General features: G+C 42.1%; 20 protein-coding genes and 1 pseudogene. 13 read left to right on the forward strand and 8 right to left on the reverse strand.

Annotation, left to right across the window (positions count from 1 at the left end; translation table 11 throughout):
• The first annotated feature begins 260 nt into the window (after window positions 1-260).
• Window positions 261-665 carry a response regulator gene (locus RMZ41_RS01880; RefSeq protein ID WP_118165237.1) on the forward strand — a complete coding sequence of 135 codons (405 nt, stop codon included), beginning with the start codon at window positions 261-263 and terminating at the stop codon, window positions 663-665.
• Window positions 666-907: 242 nt separating this feature from the next.
• Here the strand turns inward: RMZ41_RS01880 and RMZ41_RS01885 are convergent, their stop codons facing one another.
• Window positions 908-1795: a tetratricopeptide repeat protein gene (locus tag RMZ41_RS01885; RefSeq protein WP_322645113.1), complete on the reverse strand. Its 888-nt coding sequence runs from the start codon at window positions 1793-1795 to the stop codon at window positions 908-910.
• A 349-nt stretch (window positions 1796-2144) separates the two neighbouring features.
• Here RMZ41_RS01885 and RMZ41_RS01890 point away from each other — a divergent pair, with 349 nt between their 5' ends.
• The 7 genes and pseudogenes from RMZ41_RS01890 to RMZ41_RS01920 all read left to right on the forward strand — a co-directional run.
• The gene (locus RMZ41_RS01890; RefSeq protein WP_322645112.1) at window positions 2145-2762 is read left to right on the forward strand and encodes a TetR/AcrR family transcriptional regulator; all 618 of its coding nucleotides are present in this window, start codon (window positions 2145-2147) and stop codon (window positions 2760-2762) included.
• 267 nt (window positions 2763-3029) lie between these two features.
• The gene (locus RMZ41_RS01895) at window positions 3030-3575 is read left to right on the forward strand and encodes a hypothetical protein (protein WP_322645111.1); all 546 of its coding nucleotides are present in this window, start codon (window positions 3030-3032) and stop codon (window positions 3573-3575) included.
• Between the two features lie 102 nt (window positions 3576-3677).
• Entirely contained in the window at window positions 3678-5264 is a 1587-nt protein-coding gene (locus RMZ41_RS01900; protein ID WP_322645110.1) for an efflux RND transporter periplasmic adaptor subunit, read from the forward strand.
• Window positions 5265-5691: 427 nt separating this feature from the next.
• A complete protein-coding gene (locus tag RMZ41_RS01905) occupies window positions 5692-6975 on the forward strand; it encodes an ABC transporter permease (RefSeq protein ID WP_409874695.1) in 1284 nt (427 codons plus the stop codon).
• 23 nt (window positions 6976-6998) lie between these two features.
• Window positions 6999-7670, forward strand: coding sequence for an ABC transporter ATP-binding protein (locus tag RMZ41_RS01910; RefSeq protein WP_322645109.1), 672 nt, complete (start codon window positions 6999-7001; stop codon window positions 7668-7670).
• A 117-nt stretch (window positions 7671-7787) separates the two neighbouring features.
• Window positions 7788-9200 carry a TolC family protein gene (locus RMZ41_RS01915; RefSeq protein ID WP_322645108.1) on the forward strand — a complete coding sequence of 471 codons (1413 nt, stop codon included), beginning with the start codon at window positions 7788-7790 and terminating at the stop codon, window positions 9198-9200.
• Window positions 9201-9475: 275 nt separating this feature from the next.
• Window positions 9476-9616 (forward strand): annotated as a pseudogene (locus RMZ41_RS01920) (transposase); the annotation flags it as partial.
• 138 nt (window positions 9617-9754) lie between these two features.
• Here the strand turns inward: RMZ41_RS01920 and RMZ41_RS01925 are convergent.
• Window positions 9755-10654, reverse strand: a complete 900-nt coding sequence (locus RMZ41_RS01925; RefSeq protein ID WP_322645107.1) for an alpha/beta fold hydrolase — start codon at window positions 10652-10654, stop codon at window positions 9755-9757.
• 450 nt (window positions 10655-11104) lie between these two features.
• Here RMZ41_RS01925 and RMZ41_RS01930 point away from each other — a divergent pair, with 450 nt between their 5' ends.
• The 4 genes from RMZ41_RS01930 to RMZ41_RS01945 all read left to right on the forward strand — a co-directional run bounded on the left by RMZ41_RS01930 (window position 11105) and on the right by RMZ41_RS01945 (window position 14449).
• Window positions 11105-11659, forward strand: a complete 555-nt coding sequence (locus RMZ41_RS01930) for a thioredoxin family protein (protein ID WP_322645106.1) — start codon at window positions 11105-11107, stop codon at window positions 11657-11659.
• Between the two features lie 71 nt (window positions 11660-11730).
• Window positions 11731-12459, forward strand: a complete 729-nt coding sequence (gene pyrH / locus RMZ41_RS01935) for a UMP kinase (RefSeq protein ID WP_322645105.1) — start codon at window positions 11731-11733, stop codon at window positions 12457-12459.
• 25 nt (window positions 12460-12484) lie between these two features.
• The gene (gene frr / locus RMZ41_RS01940) at window positions 12485-13006 is read left to right on the forward strand and encodes a ribosome recycling factor (protein WP_322645104.1); all 522 of its coding nucleotides are present in this window, start codon (window positions 12485-12487) and stop codon (window positions 13004-13006) included.
• 321 nt (window positions 13007-13327) lie between these two features.
• Window positions 13328-14449 carry a geranylgeranyl reductase family protein gene (locus tag RMZ41_RS01945; protein WP_322645103.1) on the forward strand — a complete coding sequence of 374 codons (1122 nt, stop codon included), beginning with the start codon at window positions 13328-13330 and terminating at the stop codon, window positions 14447-14449.
• A 190-nt stretch (window positions 14450-14639) separates the two neighbouring features.
• Here RMZ41_RS01945 and RMZ41_RS01950 read toward each other — a convergent pair whose 3' ends face one another.
• Entirely contained in the window at window positions 14640-15446 is an 807-nt protein-coding gene (locus RMZ41_RS01950; RefSeq protein ID WP_322645102.1) for a type II CAAX endopeptidase family protein, read from the reverse strand.
• 239 nt (window positions 15447-15685) lie between these two features.
• On the reverse strand, window positions 15686-16123 hold the full coding sequence (locus RMZ41_RS01955; protein WP_322645101.1) for an AbrB family transcriptional regulator: 438 nt from the start codon (window positions 16121-16123) through the stop codon (window positions 15686-15688).
• A gap of 1447 nt (window positions 16124-17570) precedes the next feature.
• On the opposite strand from RMZ41_RS01955, the gene RMZ41_RS01960 reads away from it, so the two are divergent.
• Complete coding sequence (locus RMZ41_RS01960) at window positions 17571-18584, forward strand: succinate dehydrogenase/fumarate reductase iron-sulfur subunit (protein ID WP_322645125.1); 1014 nt, start codon at window positions 17571-17573, stop codon at window positions 18582-18584.
• Window positions 18585-18692: 108 nt separating this feature from the next.
• Here the strand turns inward: RMZ41_RS01960 and RMZ41_RS01965 are convergent, their stop codons facing one another.
• The 4 genes from RMZ41_RS01965 to psbX all read right to left on the reverse strand — a co-directional run bounded on the left by RMZ41_RS01965 (window position 18693) and on the right by psbX (window position 21236).
• Complete coding sequence (locus RMZ41_RS01965) at window positions 18693-19217, reverse strand: Tol biopolymer transporter periplasmic protein (RefSeq protein WP_322645100.1); 525 nt, start codon at window positions 19215-19217, stop codon at window positions 18693-18695.
• Window positions 19218-19344: 127 nt separating this feature from the next.
• Entirely contained in the window at window positions 19345-19905 is a 561-nt protein-coding gene (locus RMZ41_RS01970; protein ID WP_322645099.1) for a hypothetical protein, read from the reverse strand.
• Window positions 19906-19952: 47 nt separating this feature from the next.
• A complete protein-coding gene (locus RMZ41_RS01975; RefSeq protein WP_322645098.1) occupies window positions 19953-20867 on the reverse strand; it encodes a Ycf66 family protein in 915 nt (304 codons plus the stop codon).
• Window positions 20868-21116: 249 nt separating this feature from the next.
• The gene (gene psbX / locus RMZ41_RS01980; protein WP_174709687.1) at window positions 21117-21236 is read right to left on the reverse strand and encodes a photosystem II reaction center X protein; all 120 of its coding nucleotides are present in this window, start codon (window positions 21234-21236) and stop codon (window positions 21117-21119) included.
• Window positions 21237-21294: the final 58 nt, after the last annotated feature.

The following is a 21294-nucleotide window of genomic DNA, read 5'->3' on the forward strand; positions in this document are numbered from 1 at the left end:
ATAACGGATGAAATGGGATTCCTAACAAAATATTGATAGTTATAGAAGAAAAAGCAGTAGTATCATCCTTGATGACAAGGATGTACATACACTATTAAAAAGGAAACAGATAGCAGGTAGCTGTTTTAATGGAATGATAATCTGCTACACATTTAATTTGTATAGAGTTCATCGCCAGGATACTTACCATGACTGCATTTTCTCATTTTTAATTTTGAATTGCCTAATTTCCTTACTCTACCTCTATTACTAAAATTCTCATGAAAACTGTTTTAATTGTCGAAGACGATCTAATTAATGCTCGTGTTTTTTCCAAAATTTTGTCCAAGCGCGGCGGCTTGGGAGTGAAACATACTGAAAATGTTGAAGAAGTAATAAAAATTGCCCAATCAGGAGAAGCCGACCTAATTTTAATGGATGTTTCTTTGTCTAGAAGTGTTTATCAAGGTAAATCTGTTGATGGAATCAAGATTACACAAATGTTAAAATCCGATCCAAAAACAGCAAACTTACCTGTTATTTTGGTGACAGCACATGCTATGGAAGGCGATCGCGAGAATTTTCTCAAGCAAAGCGGCGCTGATGGCTACATTTCCAAGCCAGTTGTTGACCATCAGCAGTTTGTTGACCAAATCATCGCACTTCTGCCCACAGACGATCGCTAAAAATTAACGACTTATTTCAGGAATACTCGCCCGCAAACGTTTTTGGGCGAATAGTTACTGGATGAATTTAGTATATATGTACTACGAAAAGGTACTGTTAGGCAAGGGGTAATAGGAAAGTCAATTGGGAATGGGGAATGGGGAATGGGACTAATGAAAAATTACTTCTTTCTCTTCTGCTCCCTGCCCCCTGCCCCCTGCCCCCTGCTCCCTGCCCCCTGCCCCCTGCCCCTTCCCCCCTCCTATTGAGTAGGCTGTTTTTCAGGCGCTGATGATGAGTTTTCTCGTTGCTGTAGGGCTGCTTGAATACGGGGTAATTCTAAGAATTTTTTCGTATCAGACAGGAGGCGATCGCCCCAAAGATTTTCTTTGAGAAAATTTAAACTAGCATAGCGCGAATCTATACGGAGTGCAGCTTCTCCCAAGCTTAATGCTTGTTGACTATCGCCTTGAGTGTACAGTGCCACTGCCAAAGCTAACAAAGGCTCTGCGGCTTGCTTATCAAGGGTTACAGCAGATTTCCATCGCTTAATTGCTTCGGGTGTATTACCCTGTTCATAGTTGATTAAGCCAATGTTGTTGAGCGCCGGCCAGAATTTTTTATCTTGAGAGACTGCTTTATCGTACTGTGCGATCGCATCTGGAAATTTACCTAACAGATAATAAGCATTACCCAAATTAAACAACCCCTCTGGATCGTTGGGTTTTAACTTCAAACCGTCTTGAAAATTGACAACAGCTGCTTGGTAATTTTTCTGCTGAAAATTAGCTGAACCCAAAGCAAACAAAATATCTCCATTTTTGGGGTTAATAGATTGCGCCTTTTTCAAGCTAGCGATCGCTCCGTCAAACTCTTTGGTTTGTAGTTGCAATCCACCTAAGAGCAACCACACTTTATCATTCTTCGGAGCCAGTTGACTAGCCAGCCGCGCTCGTGGCAAAGCTAATTCTACCTGTTGAAACTGAGCTAGTTGAGCCGCCTCTTGCGCCAGACTCAACCCCTGCTTCTCTAACTTTGCCCCATCTAGTTGCAGTGTATGGGGTATTAATGCCTGCGCGTTAGCGGCTTTTGGCATACTCCACAAACTACAGACCATCAAAAAAGAAATTAAACGAACATGTTTAGGCACACTACCGCCTTTAAGCCACTAATCAAAGAATCTTTCAGCTAGCTTAAACGATCTCCGCTCTTGACGGCAGTAAAATCTTGCAAAGAAAGGCAGGGGGCAGAGCAATACGGTTCGGTTAAAGGTGAAAGGTTTTGAATACATCCTTTAACCTTTTCCCGCAAACCCATTCCCCAGACCACAAGGAAAATGAAAAATGCTTATCCGAACCGTATTGGGGGGCAGAGGCAAGAAGTATTAGCAAAAACTTTTGTTGGCTGAAAAGCTTGGGTTTATACTGCCTTATTCAATAGTTCTTGACATACGTATCACAAAGGTTTTATCTTGTAAATAAGTAACAACTTACTTATTTATGGCTCGTATATCCAGAATTACCAATCAGCAAATTTTAGAAGCGGCTCGCCAAATTTTCTTACAACAAGGATTTGGTGCTTCAACCTTAGAAATTGCTCAACAGGCTGGGATTTCTGAAGCTTCAATTTTCAAACGATTCTCAACGAAAGAAGAATTATTTTTTGCGGCGATGGGAATTCCAGAAAAACCTGTGTGGGTGAACGAGTTGGAATCTCTTAGTGGCAAAGGCGATCTTAAAGAAAACCTCAGAAATATCTGCCTCAAGATTATAGAATTCTATACCGAGGTACTGCCTCAGATTATGATGCTGCGATCGCGAGGCAATGCCCTTCCAGAACTTGGAGATAAAGAACCAGGGCCAATACGAGATATCAAAGCACTGACGGCTTTCCTAGAGTATGAAATAAACCAAAATCGGCTTCGCCGTTGCGATCCCCAGACAGTGGCTCATATTTTACTAGGTTCGCTGATGAACTATATTTTTTTGGAGCAGATTTCGTCTCAAGTTAGTATAAGAACTCACTTAAATTCTGAAGATCGTGCCAAAGAAATATCAACATTTATCCAAAATTTTGTGGATATTGTTTGGCAAGGAATTGCACCACTACAGGATTAAATTTCAAAATATTGGGCATTAGGTATTAATTATTTTCCCCGATTTCCACATTAAAAACTGATGACTTTGGTCATACATAAGTCTGGAATTACTTATGACTTTGGTCATACATTGGTTTAAAGTTTTTGATCGATAATTGTTATGTATGAATTTATACGATGAGGTAAAAATACCACATTTTCATACTAAAACAAACGCAACTGTCCAAAATTGCTGAATCTGAACCTAAGCAAAATAGAACTTTAATCTAAATAAGGATTTAATTTCATGTTGAAACCAAACCGTATATCAATAGCCTTAGCTGCTGCTGCCCTGATAATTGTTCCTACTCTCTTGAGTGCCCCTGCAAGTGCCCAGACAAAAGCCTACTCTGTTGCTCAGAACAATCAAGATTGGGATCGCGATCGTGACGGCAGACGCGACTATAGACAAGATGGAAATGGAGGCAGAAGTAATTGGAACCGCGATCGCAACTATAGACAAGATGGAAATGGAGACAGAAATAATTGGAACCGCAACGGCAGATCCTATCCTGGAGAAGTCAGAAACTCTAGAGATCGGAATAATTGGAATCGTGACAACCAATCCTATAGTAGAGTCGTCAGACTTGGTAATGGTGACATCAGATATCCCAACGGGCAAATTATTCCTGCTAGATCCATAGCCAGACTGCGTAATCAAGGTTATTTCAGACTTCCCAACGGAGACATCCTTCTTCCCAGTCAGGAAGTTGTTCCGGCAGGGAGATTAGTTAGAGTGCGTGATGATTATTTCAGACTTCCTAGTGGACTGGTACTGCAAATAAACCTTTAAAACACTAAAAACTCAAAAAAATTGTCAGTATAAAGGCTACCAGGCTATAGTTTTAGCCATTAAATAACAGCTTGGTAGCTATTCCTTATAGACAAAATGGATATGAAGATTGATACACCAAATACCGTAGATTCCCCAGTTTCGCTTCCAGAGGTAAAGAAAAAAAAGGGCAGACGTAATTGGCTCTCTTGGCTAATTGCTCTTTGTCTTTTGGGTGGAATTGGCTATGCAGTTTATTATCAAGTAGGGGTTGTTTCCCGGCAACAAACCAGTCGTCGGGTGCTGACAAGACCTGTACAAAGGCAGAGCTTAACAATCACAGTTTCAGCGAACGGAACAGTGAAACCTGAGCGGTCAATTAACCTCAGCCCAAAAAATTCAGGCATCTTAAAAACACTGCTAGTAAAAGAAGGAGATATCGTCAAACAAGGGCAGATTGTCGCTTACATGGACGATTCCAACCTGCGCGGGCAACTCCTCTCTGCTCAAGGACAATTGGCACAAGCCGAGGCGAATTTGCAAAAGGCGATCGCAGGTAATCGTCCTCAAGATATTGCTCAAGCTCAGGGATCGTTAGACGAAGCCGAGGCAAATCTACAAAAGGTACAAACAGGGAATCGCTCTCAAGATATTGCTCAAGCACAGGCACGTTTGCAAAGCGCTCAAGCCACTCTTCGCCAAGCAGAAGATGATTTTGTTCGTAATCAACAACTTTACAACGCAGGCGGTATATCCCTTCAGACTCTTAACCAAAACCGTGCTACTCGTGACAGCGCCCAAGCTAGTGTAAATGAAGCACAGCAAGCACTAGGGCTGCAAAAAGCTGGGTCACGTCCAGAAGACATCGAGCAAGCAAGAGCCGTAGTCAAGCAGAGACAGCAAGCTTTGGCACTAGCGAAAGCCGGAAGCCGCCAAGAAGATATTGACGCAGCCCGCGCCCAGGTAACATCTGCTCGTGGTTCATTGCAAAACATCCAAGCCGAAATCAATGACACGATCATTCGCGCCCCCTTTAATGGGGTGGTGACAAAGAAATTTGCCGACCCAGGTGCTTTCGTGACACCCACAACTGCCAGTAGCGAAGTAGCTTCTTCTTCTTCTTCTTCAATCTTGTCTCTGGCTTCAACAAATGAAGTTGTCGCAAGTTTGGCAGAAACAAATATTTCCAAAACCCGCCTTGGTCAAAAAGTCTCGATTCAAGCAGATGCTTACCCAGGAAGAACCTTTGAAGGTAAAGTCAGCCAAATTGCTGCCCAAGCAATAGTAGAGCAAAACGTCACCAGTTTTGAAGTGAGAGTATCACTTTCAGACCCCCAAAGGCTACTGCGGTCTGGGATGAATGTGGGAGCAGATTTTCAAGTTGGTCAAGTTGAAAATGCTTTAGTAGTACCAACCGCCTCAGTGGTGCGTCAAGAAAATGCCACAGGTGTGTTTGTGGCTGGAGCAGATAACAAACCTGTGTTTACTCGCATAGAGACTGGCGTTACTGCGAATAACTTTACTGAAGTTAAGTCTGGATTGACAGGAGACGAGAGAGTATTGCTCAGTTTTCCACCAGGATCGCGGCCGCAATCAACACCACGAGGAGGAGTTTTCCCTGGTTTGGGTGGTGGCGGTGGCGGTGGTGGAAGAGGAGCCGGTGGCGGCGGAGGTCGTTCAGGCGGTGGTTCTGCTGGTGGTTCCCCTTAAAGTGAGTTTTAAATCAATACGGTTTAGTTAAAAAGAGGCAAGGGAGGAAGGGGATGGAACAGAAAGGGGAGTAAAAAGGCTCAACTGTCGAGCAAAAAGGCTCAACTGTCGAGCAAAAAGGCTCAACTGTCGAGCAAAAAGGCTCAACTGTCGAGTAAAAAGGCTCAACTGTCGAGTAGAAAGGCTCAACTGCCGAGTAGAAAGGCTCAACTGTCGAGTAGAAAGGCTCAACTGCCGAGTAAAAAGGCTCAACTGCCGAGCAAAAAGGCTCAACTGCCGAGTAAAAAGGCTCAACTGTCGAGTAAAAAGGTTCAACTGTCGAGTAAAAAGGTTCAATTTTTTAACGAACCGCAAAGACGCGGAGCGGCTTCCCGCAGGGTAGGACACAAAGGAAGAGAAGGAAGAAATGAGTTTTAAATAAAACCTTATGTTTAAGATATTTAAGGGCTTTTACAAAGCTAAGAAGAATACTCGCACAGTACCGTTGCTGGAAATCTTGACAATGGCAGCAGAGACTCTGTGGAGTAACAAATTACGCACAGGTTTAACTATGTTGGGCGTGATTATTGGGATTTCTTCAGTCATTGCCATTACTTCTGTCGGTCAGGGAGTCCAAAAGGGGGTTGAGCAACAGATACAAGCATTGGGTACAGATGTGATCCAAATCTTGGCGGGTGCTGCAAGAAGCGGAAATGTCCGTCAAGGAGTAGGTTCTAGCAGTACCTTGACTTGGGAAGATGCAAAGGCGATCGCTACACAAGCCCCATCAGCACAGATGGTTTCTGCTTATCTTCAACGCAGCGCTCAAGTTGTATATGCAGGACAGAACACCTCAACAACCATTTATGGCACAGATTTGAACTACCCAGAAGTCAGAAATACTCATCCCCAGCAAGGGAGATATTTTACTCAGGAAGAACTAGATATTGCTGCACAGGTAGCTATTCTTGGCCCTACAGTTCAAAAAACACTCTTTGGACAGGGTGTAAATCCGCTTGGCGAGAAAATTCGCATTCAGGGAGAGGCTTATGAAGTGATTGGGGTGATGGAACCTAAAGGTTCTCAGGGGCCGATGGATCGAGATGACCAGGTTTTCATTCCTCTAACTAGTATGTCCAAGAGACTAGTTGGGAACAACGCCCTAGTAGGTGTTTCTGTAAATGGAATTTTAGTTAAAGGCGCTAATCAGGAGCAGTTAGAAGCTGCTCAGTTTCAAGTTACCAATCTTTTACGGCTGCGTCATAACATTTATCCGCCGCAAGCTGATGATTTTCGGTTGACTAATCAAGCTGATATTGTGAGTACCTTCACTAGTATTGTGGGCTTATTTACAGTCATGGTGGTAGCGATCGCTGGAATATCATTAGTCGTCGGTGGAATTGGGATTGCGAATATTATGCTAGTTTCCGTGGTTGAGCGGACGCGAGAAATCGGGATTCGCAAAGCCGTAGGAGCCACCAATTCCGCAATCCTAAATCAATTTTTAGCTGAAGCGATCGTGATTTCCATTGTCGGTGGAGGTATTGGGATGGCGACTGGGGTTTTATTAGCCTTTACTGCTTCAAGCGTTTTCAAATTTCCCTTTGTAATTTCTTTCTTGTCCATTATTGCTGGATTTGTACTCTCATTGAGCGTTGGCTTAGTTGCTGGAGTGATTCCAGCACGGAACGCATCTAAATTAGATCCAATTAATGCTTTAAGAAGCGACTAGGTAATTCGTAATTCGTAATTAATATGCCAACGATGATTTGGATGGAATCTATTACTAAAACTTACTATTTAGGAGAAGTTAGTGTTCCGATTCTTAAGGGAATTGAACTTTCCATTGAGGAGGGGGAATATGTCTCGATTATGGGTGCGTCAGGTTCTGGAAAATCCACGCTGATGAATATTTTAGGATGTCTGGATCGTCCGACAACTGGAGACTATATTTTTGAAGGGAGAAATCTGACGACTTTTGATGATGATGAGTTAGCGTATATCCGCAACCAAAGGATAGGTTTTGTGTTCCAACAATTTAACCTATTGGCGCGGGCAACAGCGCTGGAAAATGTTATGTTACCAATGGTTTATGCTAACTTACCCAAACCAAAACGTCGTGAAAGGGCATTAGAAGCTCTGGAAAAAGTGGGATTACAGACACGCATATCTAACCGTCCTAGTCAACTTTCTGGGGGACAACAACAACGAGTAGCGATCGCTCGAGCTTTGGTCAACCGACCTGCATTAGTTTTGGCAGATGAGCCAACAGGAGCTTTAGATACTGAAACTTCTGGTGAGGTGATGAATTTGCTAACAGAACTTAATGACCAAGGAATCACAATTGTGATTGTCACTCATGAACCAGATATCGCTGCTCAAACCAAAAGGATTATTCGGGTTCAAGATGGCTTGATTGTCGGCTAATTTGTTAATATCAACCCTTAGAAGGAGAATTTAAAATTGAAATCTCTGTAGGTCAATCAAGATGAAAACTTTTGATTGCAACCTCAAAAAAACCTAATTAATGACTACGGCTAGATTATGAATTTTAGGTTATTACTCGTGCATTCTACCTGGGTTAGCGTCACGTTGGCTATTGTTTTCCCAACTTTCGCAAGTGCAGCAACTCCCCCAAAACCGCAAAATACCTCAAGCACTGTACAAGTTCCTGATTACCTCAACCCTAATCCCAATCCTCTGCAATTTCCTACCAAACCGGAGGAAGTAAGGATTCAGGGAACTGTGCCAGTAACTTTGACACAAGTTTTGGAACTAGCACGACGCAACAATCGAGACTTACAGGTAGCCATTTTACAGCTAGAACGTAGTCGTTCAGCACTACGCGAGTCTCAAGCTGCCTTGTTTCCTACTCTTGGTATTAACAGTAATATAACTAATAGTGGCAATGGTTTTGCTCGCAGTCGATCTCAAGCCAGCACATCTTATACTGGTTCAGCACAACTGAATTACGACCTCTATAACTCGGGTAATCGCCAAGCGACAATCCAAGCAGCTGAAGAACAACTACGTGTAGATCAATTGAATGTTGAAACTCAGTCTTCGACAATTAGTTTGAATGCTACGACTCAATATTACGATTTGCAACAAGCAGATGAACAAGTAAGAATTAATCGGGCTGCTGTGGCAAATGCCCAGGCTAGTTTGCGGGACACTCAAGCGAGAGAACAGGCTGGAGTGGGTACACGGTTCGATGTGCTGCAAGCTCAGGTGAATTTAGCAAACGCTCAACAAGAACTGACTAATGCTATCTCTCAGCAGCAAATTGCCCGTCGTCAACTTGCCACCACGTTAAGTTTGTCAGAGTCAGTTGATATTACTGCCGCAGATCCTGTACAGTTGGCAGGGCTTTGGCCGCAGACGCTAGAAGAAAGTATTGTCCGAGCGTTTCAAAATCGTCCAGAATTGCAACAGCAATTAGCACAACGAAATATTTACGAGCAACAGCGTCGCCAGGCACTTTCACAGCTAGGGCCGCAAATTAGTTTGGTAGGTAGCTATAACCTGCTAGATCGCTATGATGATGGTGTCAGCGTTACTGATGGCTATTCAGCCGGACTCCAAGGAACTCTAAGTTTGTTTGATGGAGGAGCAGCAAGAGCAAGGGCGGCTCAGTCAAGAGCTAATATTGCGATCGCAGAGTCTCAATTTGGTAGCCAGCGTGACCTAATTCGCTTTGATGTAGAACAGTACTATTCTCAATTGCAATCCAATTTAAATAATGTGCAGACTTCTAGCGTGGCTTTAAATCAAGCTAGGGAAGCTCTGAATTTAGCAAGGTTGAGGTTTCAAGCAGGTGTGGGTACTCAAACAGAAGTGATTGCTGCTGAAAATGACCTGACAAGAGCAGAAGGTAATCGAGTCACAGCTATTTTGGATTACAATCGCGCTTTAGCTAATTTGCAAAGATCGGTAACTTCTAGGGCTTCACGCTAGTATTGCTTTGCGTAATTCGTAATTCGTAATTCGTAATTTTTAATTACCATTGTGTAAGGGTTTTAAACATTTCATAAGGGTGAATTATTTCCACCGTGCTGTACTAGGGTTATAGCATAAGCCTTGGTGGTTAGGACATCAATAGATGATGAAACTTAGACACAAAAAGACTTTTCACTCAGTCGCCAGTCCCTTGCTATAAATCATTAAAGAAAAGTGGTTCTTCAGCACTTGTTATGCTAAATTGTTAGCTCCGAAGCTTAATAAATAAAAATTACTTTGATAATGGGACAACTAGTGGTGTTGTGGAAGGCATTAATAACAAACTTAAGCTAATTAATCGTTCCGGTTATGGATTTAGAAACTTTGAGAATTTCCGAATTAGATGCTTGTTAAATTGGCATTTGAACTATTAGTTAAGCATACTATGTACTGAAGAACCTTCTGTATAAAGATGCTCCAAATCAGATGAGGAACGAACCACAAAGTTTTTGAGACGCGATAAATCGCTGTCTCTACAAGTGTTTTTGGCTTATCTGAACTATATTGCTCTATTACCGCGATCGCTCCAAAATCCAATCGAGTAAAATTGGGTTGACTAACTCCGGCGCTTCATCCTGCGGACAATGCCCAACTCCCTCTAAAGGAATAAACTTTTCTACTTGGGGAAAGTTAGCTAATTCTCTCCCTAATTTAATTGGTTCCCACGGATCGGCTGTTCCCCACAAGATAATTGCCGGACATGGTAACAATGGTAAAAGGTCTTCTGGTAATGGCCCTGTAGAATAAGAAGTAAAAGCAAGAAACACAGCCCCAGCCCCCGGATCGCTTGCTGGTGACATGAGAATATCTACCAACTCATCTGTCACCATCTCAGCATTAGCATAAGCTTGTAATAAAATTTTCCGTACTGTTTTCGGTTTGGCGAGTTGATTGAAAAAGAAATCGCCAACTGGTTTGATAGACAACAGGCGTTGCAGTAGAGGCGCTCCGTAACGACGAGATAAAGGTAAAGTTACCCGTTTGCGATCGTGCAACAGCCGTAAAGAACAGTTGAGCAAAGCAACTCCTAAGACAATATCTGGGTTGCCAACTGCTGCTTGCATGGCTACAATACAGCCAATCGAATTGCCAATTAAAAAAGCAGGTTCACCCACTACTTCCCGGCAAAAATCTGCTACTTGTTGTCCCCAGGTTTCTAGAGTGTAGGCAATTTTTTCACCAGGTTGAGGTTTTGCGGAACCGCCAAAACCAATCAAATCAATAGCATAAACCCGACAATGTTGTGCTAATACAGGAATATTTTTGTGCCAATGCCACCAAGAAGCGCCAAATCCATGCACCAGGACAACAGCTGGCCCAGTAGTTCCTTGGGTTTGATAGCAAATAGAGAAATCTTGCCAAATCCAGGTTTCTGTAGAGGTAAAGGCTGTTTTTGAACTTGAGGTTGTCATAATAAATTTGATGAATACAAGAGTAAAAGCCTTTCAATAGCAAGGAGCAAGTAAAATTGTTTTGAATTTGAATAAAATTTATCAGATTTTTAAAGAAAATCCTTTATTCTAGTGATAACTTAGACATTACATCACGAAAGTTTCTAGGTGAGATTTTTATCTAGCATAGAGAGTTTTCGTCTTTTTGATAGAGGCAATTCACTCACAATTTAGATTATGTCAGCATTAAGAATCATAACTTCTTTAATGTGAGTAATATTTTGCGATTTATTTAAATGTGAGTGAATTAGCATCAGTGCTAGATTCAGTAGTTTCACAATTTACGATCGCTAATGAGAGTCTATAACATTGTCAGAATATGAGGCATCGGCTAAGGGGTGGTTTGCAACTGGAAACTGACGCTGAATTTAACAATACTTTTCTTGTTCCTAGTTCTGCGAGCCAGACAACATGAATATACTAGAAACAATCAATACTCCCATCGGGAGCTATGCACCCGATTTTGAACTGCCAGGAATTGACGATCAAGTACACCATCTCAGGCGTTATCTTGAGAAGTTCCGAGCAGTTGGCGTTATTTCCTTATGTAACCACTGTCCTTATGTAGAGTGGTACATCAACAGGTTAAAAAACATTCAAGCCGAATTTGCCCCCAAAGGCTTTACACTAATTGGGATGAATGGTAGTGATGGTAATCGTGAAACTAGGTCAAGCTTTGAAAATATGAAAGCTTTTGCCCAGCGCCACGATTTGAACTTTCCTTACCTGTGGGATTCGACGCAAGATGTAACCCAGAGTTTTGGGGCGACAAAAACACCAATGGCTTTTTTAATAGATGCTAATGGTATAGTCCGCTACAAAGGCAAAATTGACAATCATCCCCAAGATGCATCAGCAGTGGGAGAAGAATATTTGAGAAATGCGATCGCCTCTCTATTTCTTGGTCAGACAATAGATGTACCACAAACAGAACCAGTCGGTACTACATTGATTTGGCGTAACTAGACATAGATAGTCCCTGTAACTGCTATCTTAAATTGGAGGCAATTGCAACTTTTTTGATAAAGCGTAACTTCATGGGAACGAATTACCGACGGGTTTTACTCAAACTGAGCGGTGAAGCCTTAATGGGCAACATGGGCTATGGCATTGATCCAGAAGTGGTCAAAGGAATAGCACAAGAATTAGCAGAGGTGATAGCCACTGGCACTCAAATCGCCATAGTTGTTGGCGGCGGCAATATTTTTCGTGGCGTTAAAGCAGCGTCGGCGGGGATGGACAGGGCAACCGCTGACTACATAGGGATGATTGCCACGGTAATGAACGCCATGACGTTGCAAGATTCGCTAGAACACATAGGGGTACAGACGCGGGTGCAAACTGCGATCGCTATGCAAGAATTAGCAGAACCATATATTCGTCGTCGTGCCATCCGTCATCTTGAAAAAGGGCGGGTGGTTATTTTTGGGGCTGGTTCTGGAAATCCCTTCTTTACTACAGATACCACTGCGGCACTAAGAGCAGCAGAAATTGACGCTGAGGTGATTTTTAAAGCCACCAAAGTAGACGGAGTATATGATGCCGATCCTCAGATTTATCCTAACGCCAAGCGTTACAATAGCCTTACCTACGCGCACGTTTTAGCCAAAGATTTGCGGGTGATGGATAGTACTGCGATCGCTTTGTGTAAAGAAAATAATATCCCAATTCTGGTATTTGACCTAACGGTGCGAGGCAACATCCACCGAGCAGTCTTGGGAGAATCCATCGGTACCCTTGTGGGAGGTTCTTGTGATATTAGCTGAGATATTAGCTGACGCTAAAAGTAAAATGCAAAGTTCTGTTGAGTCAACTCAACGAGCTTTTAACACGATTCGCACTGGCCGCGCCAATTCGAGTTTATTAGATAAGGTATTAGTTGACTACTATGGTTCGCCTACACCCTTGAAATCACTGGCAAATATTAGTACGCCAGATGCCTCGACAATTTTGATTCAGCCCTACGAGCGCAACACCCTAAACATAGTTGAAAAGGCGATTTCTCTCTCAGATGTGGGTTTAACCCCTAGCAACGATGGTTCTGTAATTCGGCTGAATATTCCGCCTTTGACAAGCGATCGCCGAAAAGAATTTGTCAAAATGGCTACCAAGTATGCTGAAGAAGGTCGTGTTGCTATTCGCAACATCCGCCGCGATGCCATAGACTCGATTCGCAAGCAGGAAAAAGCCTCTGAAATCTCCAAAGATGAATCAAAAGATCATCAAGACGACTTGCAAAAACTCACAAATGAGTATACTGCCAAAATAGACGCGCTCTTGGCAGAAAAAGAAAAAGACATTACGACTGTTTAAAGTCTAAAGTCTGAAGCATAAAGGCTGAAGAATGATACTGAAATTCTTCAGCCTTTATCATTTCTTGAGTATCTAACAAAAATTAATCAAGTATGTAAGTGGGCGTGAATAATTAAAATCGAGGCAATTCTTAAACAATTTGTAATTCGTAGTTATGTTTTGTGACGGAGATGTAAACCGCGATTAACACCCAAGACGTTTATAAAAATGGGGCTATCAACCCATATTTAATTACGAATTACGAATTACGAATTACGAATTATGATAAATTGCCCCTACTCAACAGAAAATTAACTAATTCAGGAACAAAGATTCAGCCTTATGTACGATTGCATCATCGTCGGCGCTGGCCCAGCTGGTGGAACAGCTGCATATCATTTGGCCAAGCAGGGTCGCTCAGTATTAGTGTTAGAAAAAGAAGCCCTGCCAAGATATAAACCTTGTGGTGGTGGTGTATCCCCAGCGATCGCTCAATGGTTTGACTTTGATTTTAGTCCAGCAATTTCTGTAAAAGCTGACTCCTTTCGCTTTACCTGGAAATTGGGCGATCCCGTGGAAGCAAAAATTGCCACAGAAGAACCAGTCTGGATGGTAAGACGAGATATTTTTGACCATTTCCTAGTGCAGCAAGCACAGAAGCAAGGGGCTGAACTACGTGATAAATCTGAAGTTACTGGTATTGAATTTAAAAGTGACTATTGGCAAGTTAATACAGTCAATGGGTCAATTACAGGTCGCTACTTAATCGCGGCTGATGGTGCTAAAGGGCCAATGGCAAAATGGTTAGGCTTCAAAGAACGTAAACGTCTTTTAGCAGCAGCTTTGGAAGCAGAAGTTCCTGCAACTGTAAAAGACAAATCCACAATTCACGTTGAGTTGGGCTTGGTGAAAAATGGCTACGCTTGGAACTTTCCGAAGGCGGATGGTTATTCCATTGGTGTCGGTACATTTGTCCGTGGCGAACCGCAGGATTTTAAGAAGATTTTAGATGAGTACGCGCGATCGTTTAATCTAGATATTAAAACTAGCAAGCAACATGGTTATCCCCTTTGCTTGTGGAATGGAAAACAAAAGTTACATACCCAAAATGCAGTTTTGGCTGGTGAAGCTGCTTGTGTAGTTTATCCCATGACAGCAGAAGGCATTCGTCCTTCAATTTTTAGCGGTTTAATGGCAGCAGGAGCCATTAATGATTCCCTTTCGGGTGACATCAACGCTTTAGAAAAATATAGTGAAGCTATTAATGAAGAATGTGGTACTGAGATGGCCTGGGCACAACAATTAGCTGGAGCATTCTATCGCTTTCCTGGCCTTGGGTACAAAGTTGGTGTTAAGCATCCCTCCGGTGCCAAAATTATGGGTAAGATTGTGTGTGCAGAACTGCGCTATAGCGACATTGCCAGTCGTGCCCTCAAGCGTTTAATACCTAGTTTTGGAAGTTAAGTATTAGGAATTAGGTAACGAATCTCTAGTGGACGATATATCCAGCGCACAAAAATTAATCATCTCTTTTAGGGTGGGCATTTCGCCCGCCCTATTTTTACAAAAAGGCAGGAGGAAACAAGTATCAACAAAAAATTTAGTTGTGGTTTATTGCTTACTAGTATAAAAAGAATTGTATCGAGTCACGAAATTAAAAATACTTAGATAAAAGCCAGATACTTATTCCAGTTCCCAGTACACAAATAATTCCCGCCAACCCAGCTAGGGGTTTTTTATTCTTACCTGTGAACCAGTCAGAGGCTTTACCTGTGTAAGTAATTAATTCTGCTGTGTCTAGGGTTGCGATCGCCCATACCCATCCCGCGTGTAATCCCCAAGCTAAACCCAAATTATTGCGATCGGCAAAACGTGCCAACACCAGCACCATTCCCATTAGCCACAATCCAGGGATCTGGGGTGCGGTTTCACGTTGCTCCCAAACTAGATGCAGCAAGGCAAAAATCAAGCTAGAAATTGCTGCTGCTACCCAAACTGGATAATCCTGCGCTAATTCAGTGAATAGGAAACCCCGAAAAACTAACTCTTCTATCCCACCGACTAACAACGCTATCAAGAAAATCGGTAGCAAGATGGGTAGTAGTAACTTGAAATTCGTCTTTTCAAAAGAACACCAACCTAACACGAATTGCCCACTAAATATAATCGCTAGGCTTACCACTCCCAAACCAAAACCTAGCGCTAAAGAACTAAGAGTTGAAATATTGCTAGCAAAGCCGTAATCTGAAAAAGATTTATTGGTAAGCCAACTAACTCCCCACAGAATCAGGGGAGCTAATAAGTAAAGTGACACCAATAATGGCATCTTTTGCTCTGGCTGCAAAGGTTTAGGGGGTTGCCAATTGAGCAATATCGCTGATACTGTTGCTACTGGCAACCAGCAAACTATCCAGAAAATGAAAAATGCCATCACTATAACTAGTGCTGGTGCATTTTGCATAAATTTTAGTAATGCATTGACCGAAGGTTCAAAAAAAGTTACCAAAAAAAACACGATAGACTTCTTGCAATATAGATTTCTTGCCGATTAATCAAGAATCTACTAAATTTGGTGAATTTTGCAAGGGGTCTAATCGTATTTTTTATCTTGGAAAAATTTTTCTCAATAGATTTACCAGTTTGCTGCCAGTGTAAGGACAAGTTATCATCATCTGAAACTTATCCCTACCATCAGCAAATTTATTCTTCGTCTTCCAAATCTTCGTCTGATTCGTCAGAGTCTATATCTGGTGAGATTAGTTTTTTATCACTTTCACCAAGTTGAATCAAGTGAATATGCTTGTATCCCAGCCTGATTTCAAACTCATCTCCAGACTTTAAGCCCATTGCTTTGGTATATGTAGCACCAATTACAATTTGACCATTTTGATGGACGCTAACCCGGTATGTCGGTTCACGACCACGACCATCTTTAGGTGCTTCTGGACTTAGAGGAATTCCTCTAGCCGATAGCAAAGCGTCATAAAAATCAGTGAGATTGACACGAACCTGGTTATTCTTAGTAACAGTGTAATAGCCGCACTGTTTAGCTCTTTCTCGGCGTGGTAAAGTGGAAAGTTCTTTTACTTTAGCAAGTAGTGCTTTTCCGGTTAATGGCGCGGTTGCAGTTTCAGTCATTATGCTCAAATTTTCCTTACTCTCTCCAAGCTGATAAACGATGTAGTCTTATGCTGGCATTTGGCTTTTTAGCTTATGCATAAAGCTACTTAGGACTCTAGTGTAACGGGTGAATAACTGCCAATAGGAGACAAAAGCACTTCATATTATGGTTGTCCACAACCAATTAGAGGTTATAGTTGCCAAAGAAATTAATTTTGCTGATTTCACGGCACTTTTAACCATTATTCGCCATCAGAAATAAAATTATTTTCTCTTTTGGCGCTACTGTAGCGGTGTAACTTTCAGCCACCTTTACAAATGGGATTGGTTCTACTCCAAATAAGTCGTAGACTCAATAAATTGCAGGTTTTTCACTTTCAGCACTTGCCCTTCTGCTAATGAGCAGGTAGAGTTTTCTCTACTCATCCTCTCAAGCTTAGGACAGCATAGTATTTCAATAGAGTCCTACAGGCTTATGCCCTTTTGTTCTGCCAGTAGAGACGCGAATTATCTTGTCTCTACATTACGAATCAACAAAGCAGTAGTAGCCGCGCTGATACGGCTATTGATTCTGGTTTTGTGAGTTCGTAATTTTATATTAAATACTAGCATGGACTAATAATAGCAAAATAGTTGTTTAATTTTGAATTAAAATTGCTGGTAAATTTTTATTTAAATTTCTGGACTTAAAGGTTGCAAAAAGTCGTAACGATTTTCCTAACCCTTTATTGCATTATAAAAATTTATCTAATTTATATGAGCAGTTTTGACTAATGAGTTAAATCCAAGATTTTCTGGATTGAGAGGAGACAAAAATCTCAAAGTCTTGCCTATCCAGGATTATCCGATACAGGAGACTTTTATTTGAAAGTGGTGATGATTTTTCATCGGTTGATTACCGTAAGCTCAAAAGCGGTCAGAGGAGTTTGTACGTCTGTCTATGGGAAGAATAAATCTCTTAACATACACCTAACGCTTAATTGCGACTACTATATATTGAATATCTGCTTTTACACTTCTATATAATCAAAAAATTCCGTTAAGCGGGAGTAAAGGGAGAATTTTCCAGCAAGGACTCCTTGACTCAAGTTGATATGAAGACGTGTTGCTAACTAGAAAACCATTTAATTCGGATACGATCGCTAGTCCAAAGATCAACCTGAGTCCCTTTCTAAGTAAAGCCCCTTTCCTTTACATTCTCAAACGGCTAAATTTAATGTCAAGCTACAATTACATTTTTGGCGTTTTATCTCAGAATTTGACACAAATTTTGCCTACAACACTGCTAAAACTAAAATTTTAATGGTTATCCTTAAACTAGAATCAGTTGCCTTTAATCGTCAGCCTATTAACACCAGGTTTTGAATTGAGGGCAAAAAAAGTATAGCTCACTTTTCGCAACTACCAGCCTTGAGTCATGATTGTTAAGGCTGGTGAAGCAATTTTAAAATTTTGGTTAGTAGTCATGGAAGTTATTTTTAAGGTCATTCGACAACAACAAGATTCCTCCCCTATTGTGCAAACTTATCTTGTAGAGGCAGAACCAGGTAATACAATCTTGGATTGCCTCAATCATATTAAGTGGGAGCAAGATGGAACGTTGGCATTTCGCAAAAATTGCCGTAATACCATTTGTGGTAGCTGTGCGATGCGAATTAATGGGCGTTCGGCTTTAGCTTGCAAGGAAAATGTTGGCAGTGAACTTGCTAGATTACAAGAAATACCATCATCCCAAAGTAAAGTAAATGCCATCCCTGAAATCACGATCGCACCTCTTGGCAATATGCCCGTGATTAAAGATTTGGTTGTGGATATGAGCAGTTTTTGGAATAATTTAGAGGCAGTTGCTCCTTATGTGAGTACAGCAGCACGACAAATACCAGAAAGAGAATTTTTGCAAACACCACAAGAGCGATCGCGTCTCGATCAAACTGGTAACTGTATTATGTGCGGTGCTTGTTATTCTGAATGCAACGCCCGTGAAGTTAACCCAGACTTTGTTGGCCCCCATGCCCTAGCCAAAGCTTACCGGATGGTAGCAGACTCCCGCGATAGCGACACCGACAATCGTTTAGCAAGCTACAACGAAGGTACTAAAGGCGTATGGGGTTGCACCCGTTGTTTGTACTGCGATTCAGTTTGTCCAATGGAAGTTGCACCATTAGAACAAATCACTAAAGTTAAACAAGAAATTCTTACCCATAAAGAAGTCAGCGATAGTCGCTCAATTCGTCATCGAAGAGTATTGGTGGATCTAGTTAAAGAAGGTGGTTGGATTGATGAACGTCAATTTGGTTTACAAGTAGTCGGTAATTATTTTCGGGATTTAAGAGGATTACTCAGTCTTGCACCCCTCGGTTTGCGGATGATTATCAGGGGTAAGTTTCCCCTATCATTTGAACCTTCAGAAGGGACAGAACAAGTGCGATCGCTCATTGAATCTGTGCAGAAAGAAGAGGGACTGGGGACTAGGGATTAGGGATTGAGTATTAGGGATTGGGGATTAGGTATTAGGGATTGTGATTAAAAGAATTCTTCCCCAGTCCCCAGGCCCCATTCCCCAGTCCCAATTCCCAATCCCCATTCTTCAACGCGGTTCTTGAGGTATATTCAACGGCTGTCCATTCCGGTCATATACTAAAACATCCCATTGCCCGTTGTTACTGGATTCAAAAGCAATCCTACTACCATCAGCGCTAATTGTAGGGTTGCGGACTTCAGCTTGGAGGTTATTAGTCAAGTTTCGTGATTGGCGTGTTTCTCGGTCATAAAGAAAAATAGCCGATCGCCCCTGGCGGCTAGCCGCAAACACAATATAACGACCATCTTGTGAAACGCTAGGATGATTTGCGATCGCATCAAAGGAATTTAAACCTGGTAAATCAACTAAATCACGAGTCACCGTATCAAACATATAAACATCTTGGCTACCGCGTCGGTCAGTAATAAAAACAATGTATCTCCCAGAAATTTGGGGGTTTAATTCTGACGCTAAACTATTGAGACTCCGACCCCCCGGATCAAAGGGATAACTCAAAATACGAGGGTAGCCAAAACACCCAGTTAATAAACTTAAGCAGAAAAATACAGGTATAAAAAAAACACGTTTCATATATTGGGAATTGGGAATTGGGAATTGAAAATTGGGAATTGGGCATTGGGAATTGAGAATTGGGCATAGGTTATTAATTCTTCTCCCTCGTCTTCCCCTGCTCCCCCTGCTCCCTGCTCCCTGCCTTCTAAGGTGGTGATCCTACGGTTGCACCATTAGGGATATCTAACTCAATATTTGGCCCCCGGTCTAGGACTTCAATATCCCACTGACCACGGCTAGCGGTTTCAAAGACAATGTAACGTCCATCTGGGCTAATATTTGGTTTTCTGATCCAGCCGCGATAAGTTGGTGTGACGATTTGCGACTGTTGCGTAGCGCGATCGTAAAGCGCCACTACTGCTCTACCTTGGTCGCTAGTAAGATAAGCGATATAACGCCCGGTGTAGCTCAAGCTAGGACTTTCGGCAATTGTCTCTGCTCGGTTTATACCAGGTGTGCTAATAAAGAGTTGCCTCTCCAAATCGAAAACCAGTAGCTGCTGATTACCATTCCGATTAGATACAAACGCTAAAAAGCGCCCATTTCCACTCAAAGCAGGTTGCTCCTCGGTGTAGCGACTGTTGAGAGAAGTAGGCCCTATGGGAATATCGTTATAACTACAAGATGCAAGCAAACCCGTTAAACCAAAAACCAGGCTCCAATGAATTGGTCTTTGGAGCCAAAATGTAGGCGTAAATTTTTCCACCTCAACTGTTTTCCGTCGCCTTTAAACCTACTTCCACGCCAACTGTTTTAAACATCGTCATCAAAATCGGTCGAATTATCTGACCCCTGATTTGGCTTTTCAATCGGGTTGTATGGTACATAATCAGTTGGAATCGCCTCATCATCTTCGCGCGGTCTTCGAGAAGTCGAGTCAGTGGGTGGACGACGCCTTCTTGGTCTAGGAGCAACATCATCTTCCCTGGTTTCTGGACGTTGAGAGCCATTGTTATTACGGCGAGAAGGTCTTCTAACTTCCCCGTCCGAACTTTCCCAATCATCAACTTGCCTAGACGAAGAACCCCAATTTTCATCTTCAGAGGTTTCAGAAGGGCGATTCACAGGACGGCCAGAAGTCCGCCGCCGCGTTCTATCTGCTGGAGCCTGTCTTTCGCTACTGCTGCTGTTGCGGCGTTCAGAACGACGGGGGGGTTGCTCCTCATAATAATTATCACGAGTGGAAATTTCATCCCTGCTACCCCTAATCCGGGCACGCACGGGACGTTCCTCCTCGTCTTCATAAGGCAATGGATCTAAGTCTTCAATTTCAGCTTGATAGTTTCTGCGATTCTTGTACTCATAGTTTCTGCTTACCTCTCGCTCATCATCCACAATTGGAGTGTTACGCTTTGCTTGCTGGGTAGCTATACTCCGCAGACGAATACTTTCAACTGCAAAAAATACAGTTGTGCCAACTAAAAGCAGTTGACCAAATTGGAGAATTGGGTCTAACCGCCATCCTTGAAACACGAGAATGAAGCCGCAGAGCAAACCAACTGCCGCAAAAAAGATATCTTGATCTCGTGACAATTCTGGACGCACAGTGCGGAGAAAATACAGTGCTGCCCCAGCCACAGCCAGGAAAATTCCTAGAATACTGGCTGAATTTGCCCCAAAATTTACCTGAGCCAGAAAACTGGCTGAGTTCAGCCCAAAATTTATCATTGCTGTTTTCCCAATATCAAATCTATGTTAACGAGTCACAATTAAAATCACTACTGTAATTAGGCACGATAAATATTGAAGCTTCAAAGCCTCTAACAAAGAAGCTCTGAAGCTGTTTGCCGAAAAGTAAAAACACTATGTCTGTCATCTACAACTTCCACCAGCCGCAGTTTTCGCTGCTTTTGGTGAAATAAATGTAGATAGCTGACAGACAATCGGTTATGAGAGTTAAATTAACTCTCATAAGCATTATGAACGCTGAATTTTATCTTTTTGGCTAATGAAAATTAGACCAACTGTAGCGGGTATTACAACAATTGCAGTACCCCATAACAGACTCCAAAGAAAATTTGCTAAAGAAGGCGTCATACTTCTCAACCTTTTTTTACACACTTCATCCTAATTTTAATAGTGTATTACTTTCTTG

This window comes from Nostoc sp. DedVER02 (assembly GCF_034530675.2).
Taxonomy (GTDB): domain Bacteria; phylum Cyanobacteriota; class Cyanobacteriia; order Cyanobacteriales; family Nostocaceae; genus Nostoc.

Excerpts from the sequence above, each read along its gene's own strand:
- RMZ41_RS01950 (WP_322645102.1), bottom strand. The coding sequence starts at position 15,446 with ATGCAAAATGCACCAGCACTAGTTATAGTGATGGCATTTTTCATTTTC.
- psbX (WP_174709687.1), bottom strand. The coding sequence starts at position 21,236 with ATGACGCCTTCTTTAGCAAATTTTCTTTGGAGTCTGTTATGGGGTACT.
- pyrH (WP_322645105.1), top strand. The coding sequence starts at position 11,731 with ATGGGAACGAATTACCGACGGGTTTTACTCAAACTGAGCGGTGAAGCC.
- RMZ41_RS01910 (WP_322645109.1), top strand. The coding sequence starts at position 6,999 with ATGCCAACGATGATTTGGATGGAATCTATTACTAAAACTTACTATTTA.
- RMZ41_RS01965 (WP_322645100.1), bottom strand. The coding sequence starts at position 19,217 with ATGAAACGTGTTTTTTTTATACCTGTATTTTTCTGCTTAAGTTTATTA.
- RMZ41_RS01960 (WP_322645125.1), top strand. The coding sequence starts at position 17,571 with ATGGAAGTTATTTTTAAGGTCATTCGACAACAACAAGATTCCTCCCCT.
- RMZ41_RS01930 (WP_322645106.1), top strand. The coding sequence starts at position 11,105 with ATGAATATACTAGAAACAATCAATACTCCCATCGGGAGCTATGCACCC.
- RMZ41_RS01890 (WP_322645112.1), top strand. The coding sequence starts at position 2,145 with ATGGCTCGTATATCCAGAATTACCAATCAGCAAATTTTAGAAGCGGCT.
- RMZ41_RS01945 (WP_322645103.1), top strand. The coding sequence starts at position 13,328 with ATGTACGATTGCATCATCGTCGGCGCTGGCCCAGCTGGTGGAACAGCT.
- RMZ41_RS01975 (WP_322645098.1), bottom strand. The coding sequence starts at position 20,867 with ATGATAAATTTTGGGCTGAACTCAGCCAGTTTTCTGGCTCAGGTAAAT.
- RMZ41_RS01900 (WP_322645110.1), top strand. The coding sequence starts at position 3,678 with ATGAAGATTGATACACCAAATACCGTAGATTCCCCAGTTTCGCTTCCA.
- RMZ41_RS01915 (WP_322645108.1), top strand. The coding sequence starts at position 7,788 with ATGAATTTTAGGTTATTACTCGTGCATTCTACCTGGGTTAGCGTCACG.
- frr (WP_322645104.1), top strand. The coding sequence starts at position 12,485 with ATGCAAAGTTCTGTTGAGTCAACTCAACGAGCTTTTAACACGATTCGC.
- RMZ41_RS01955 (WP_322645101.1), bottom strand. The coding sequence starts at position 16,123 with ATGACTGAAACTGCAACCGCGCCATTAACCGGAAAAGCACTACTTGCT.
- RMZ41_RS01905 (WP_409874695.1), top strand. The coding sequence starts at position 5,692 with ATGTTTAAGATATTTAAGGGCTTTTACAAAGCTAAGAAGAATACTCGC.
- RMZ41_RS01880 (WP_118165237.1), top strand. The coding sequence starts at position 261 with ATGAAAACTGTTTTAATTGTCGAAGACGATCTAATTAATGCTCGTGTT.
- RMZ41_RS01925 (WP_322645107.1), bottom strand. The coding sequence starts at position 10,654 with ATGACAACCTCAAGTTCAAAAACAGCCTTTACCTCTACAGAAACCTGG.
- RMZ41_RS01895 (WP_322645111.1), top strand. The coding sequence starts at position 3,030 with ATGTTGAAACCAAACCGTATATCAATAGCCTTAGCTGCTGCTGCCCTG.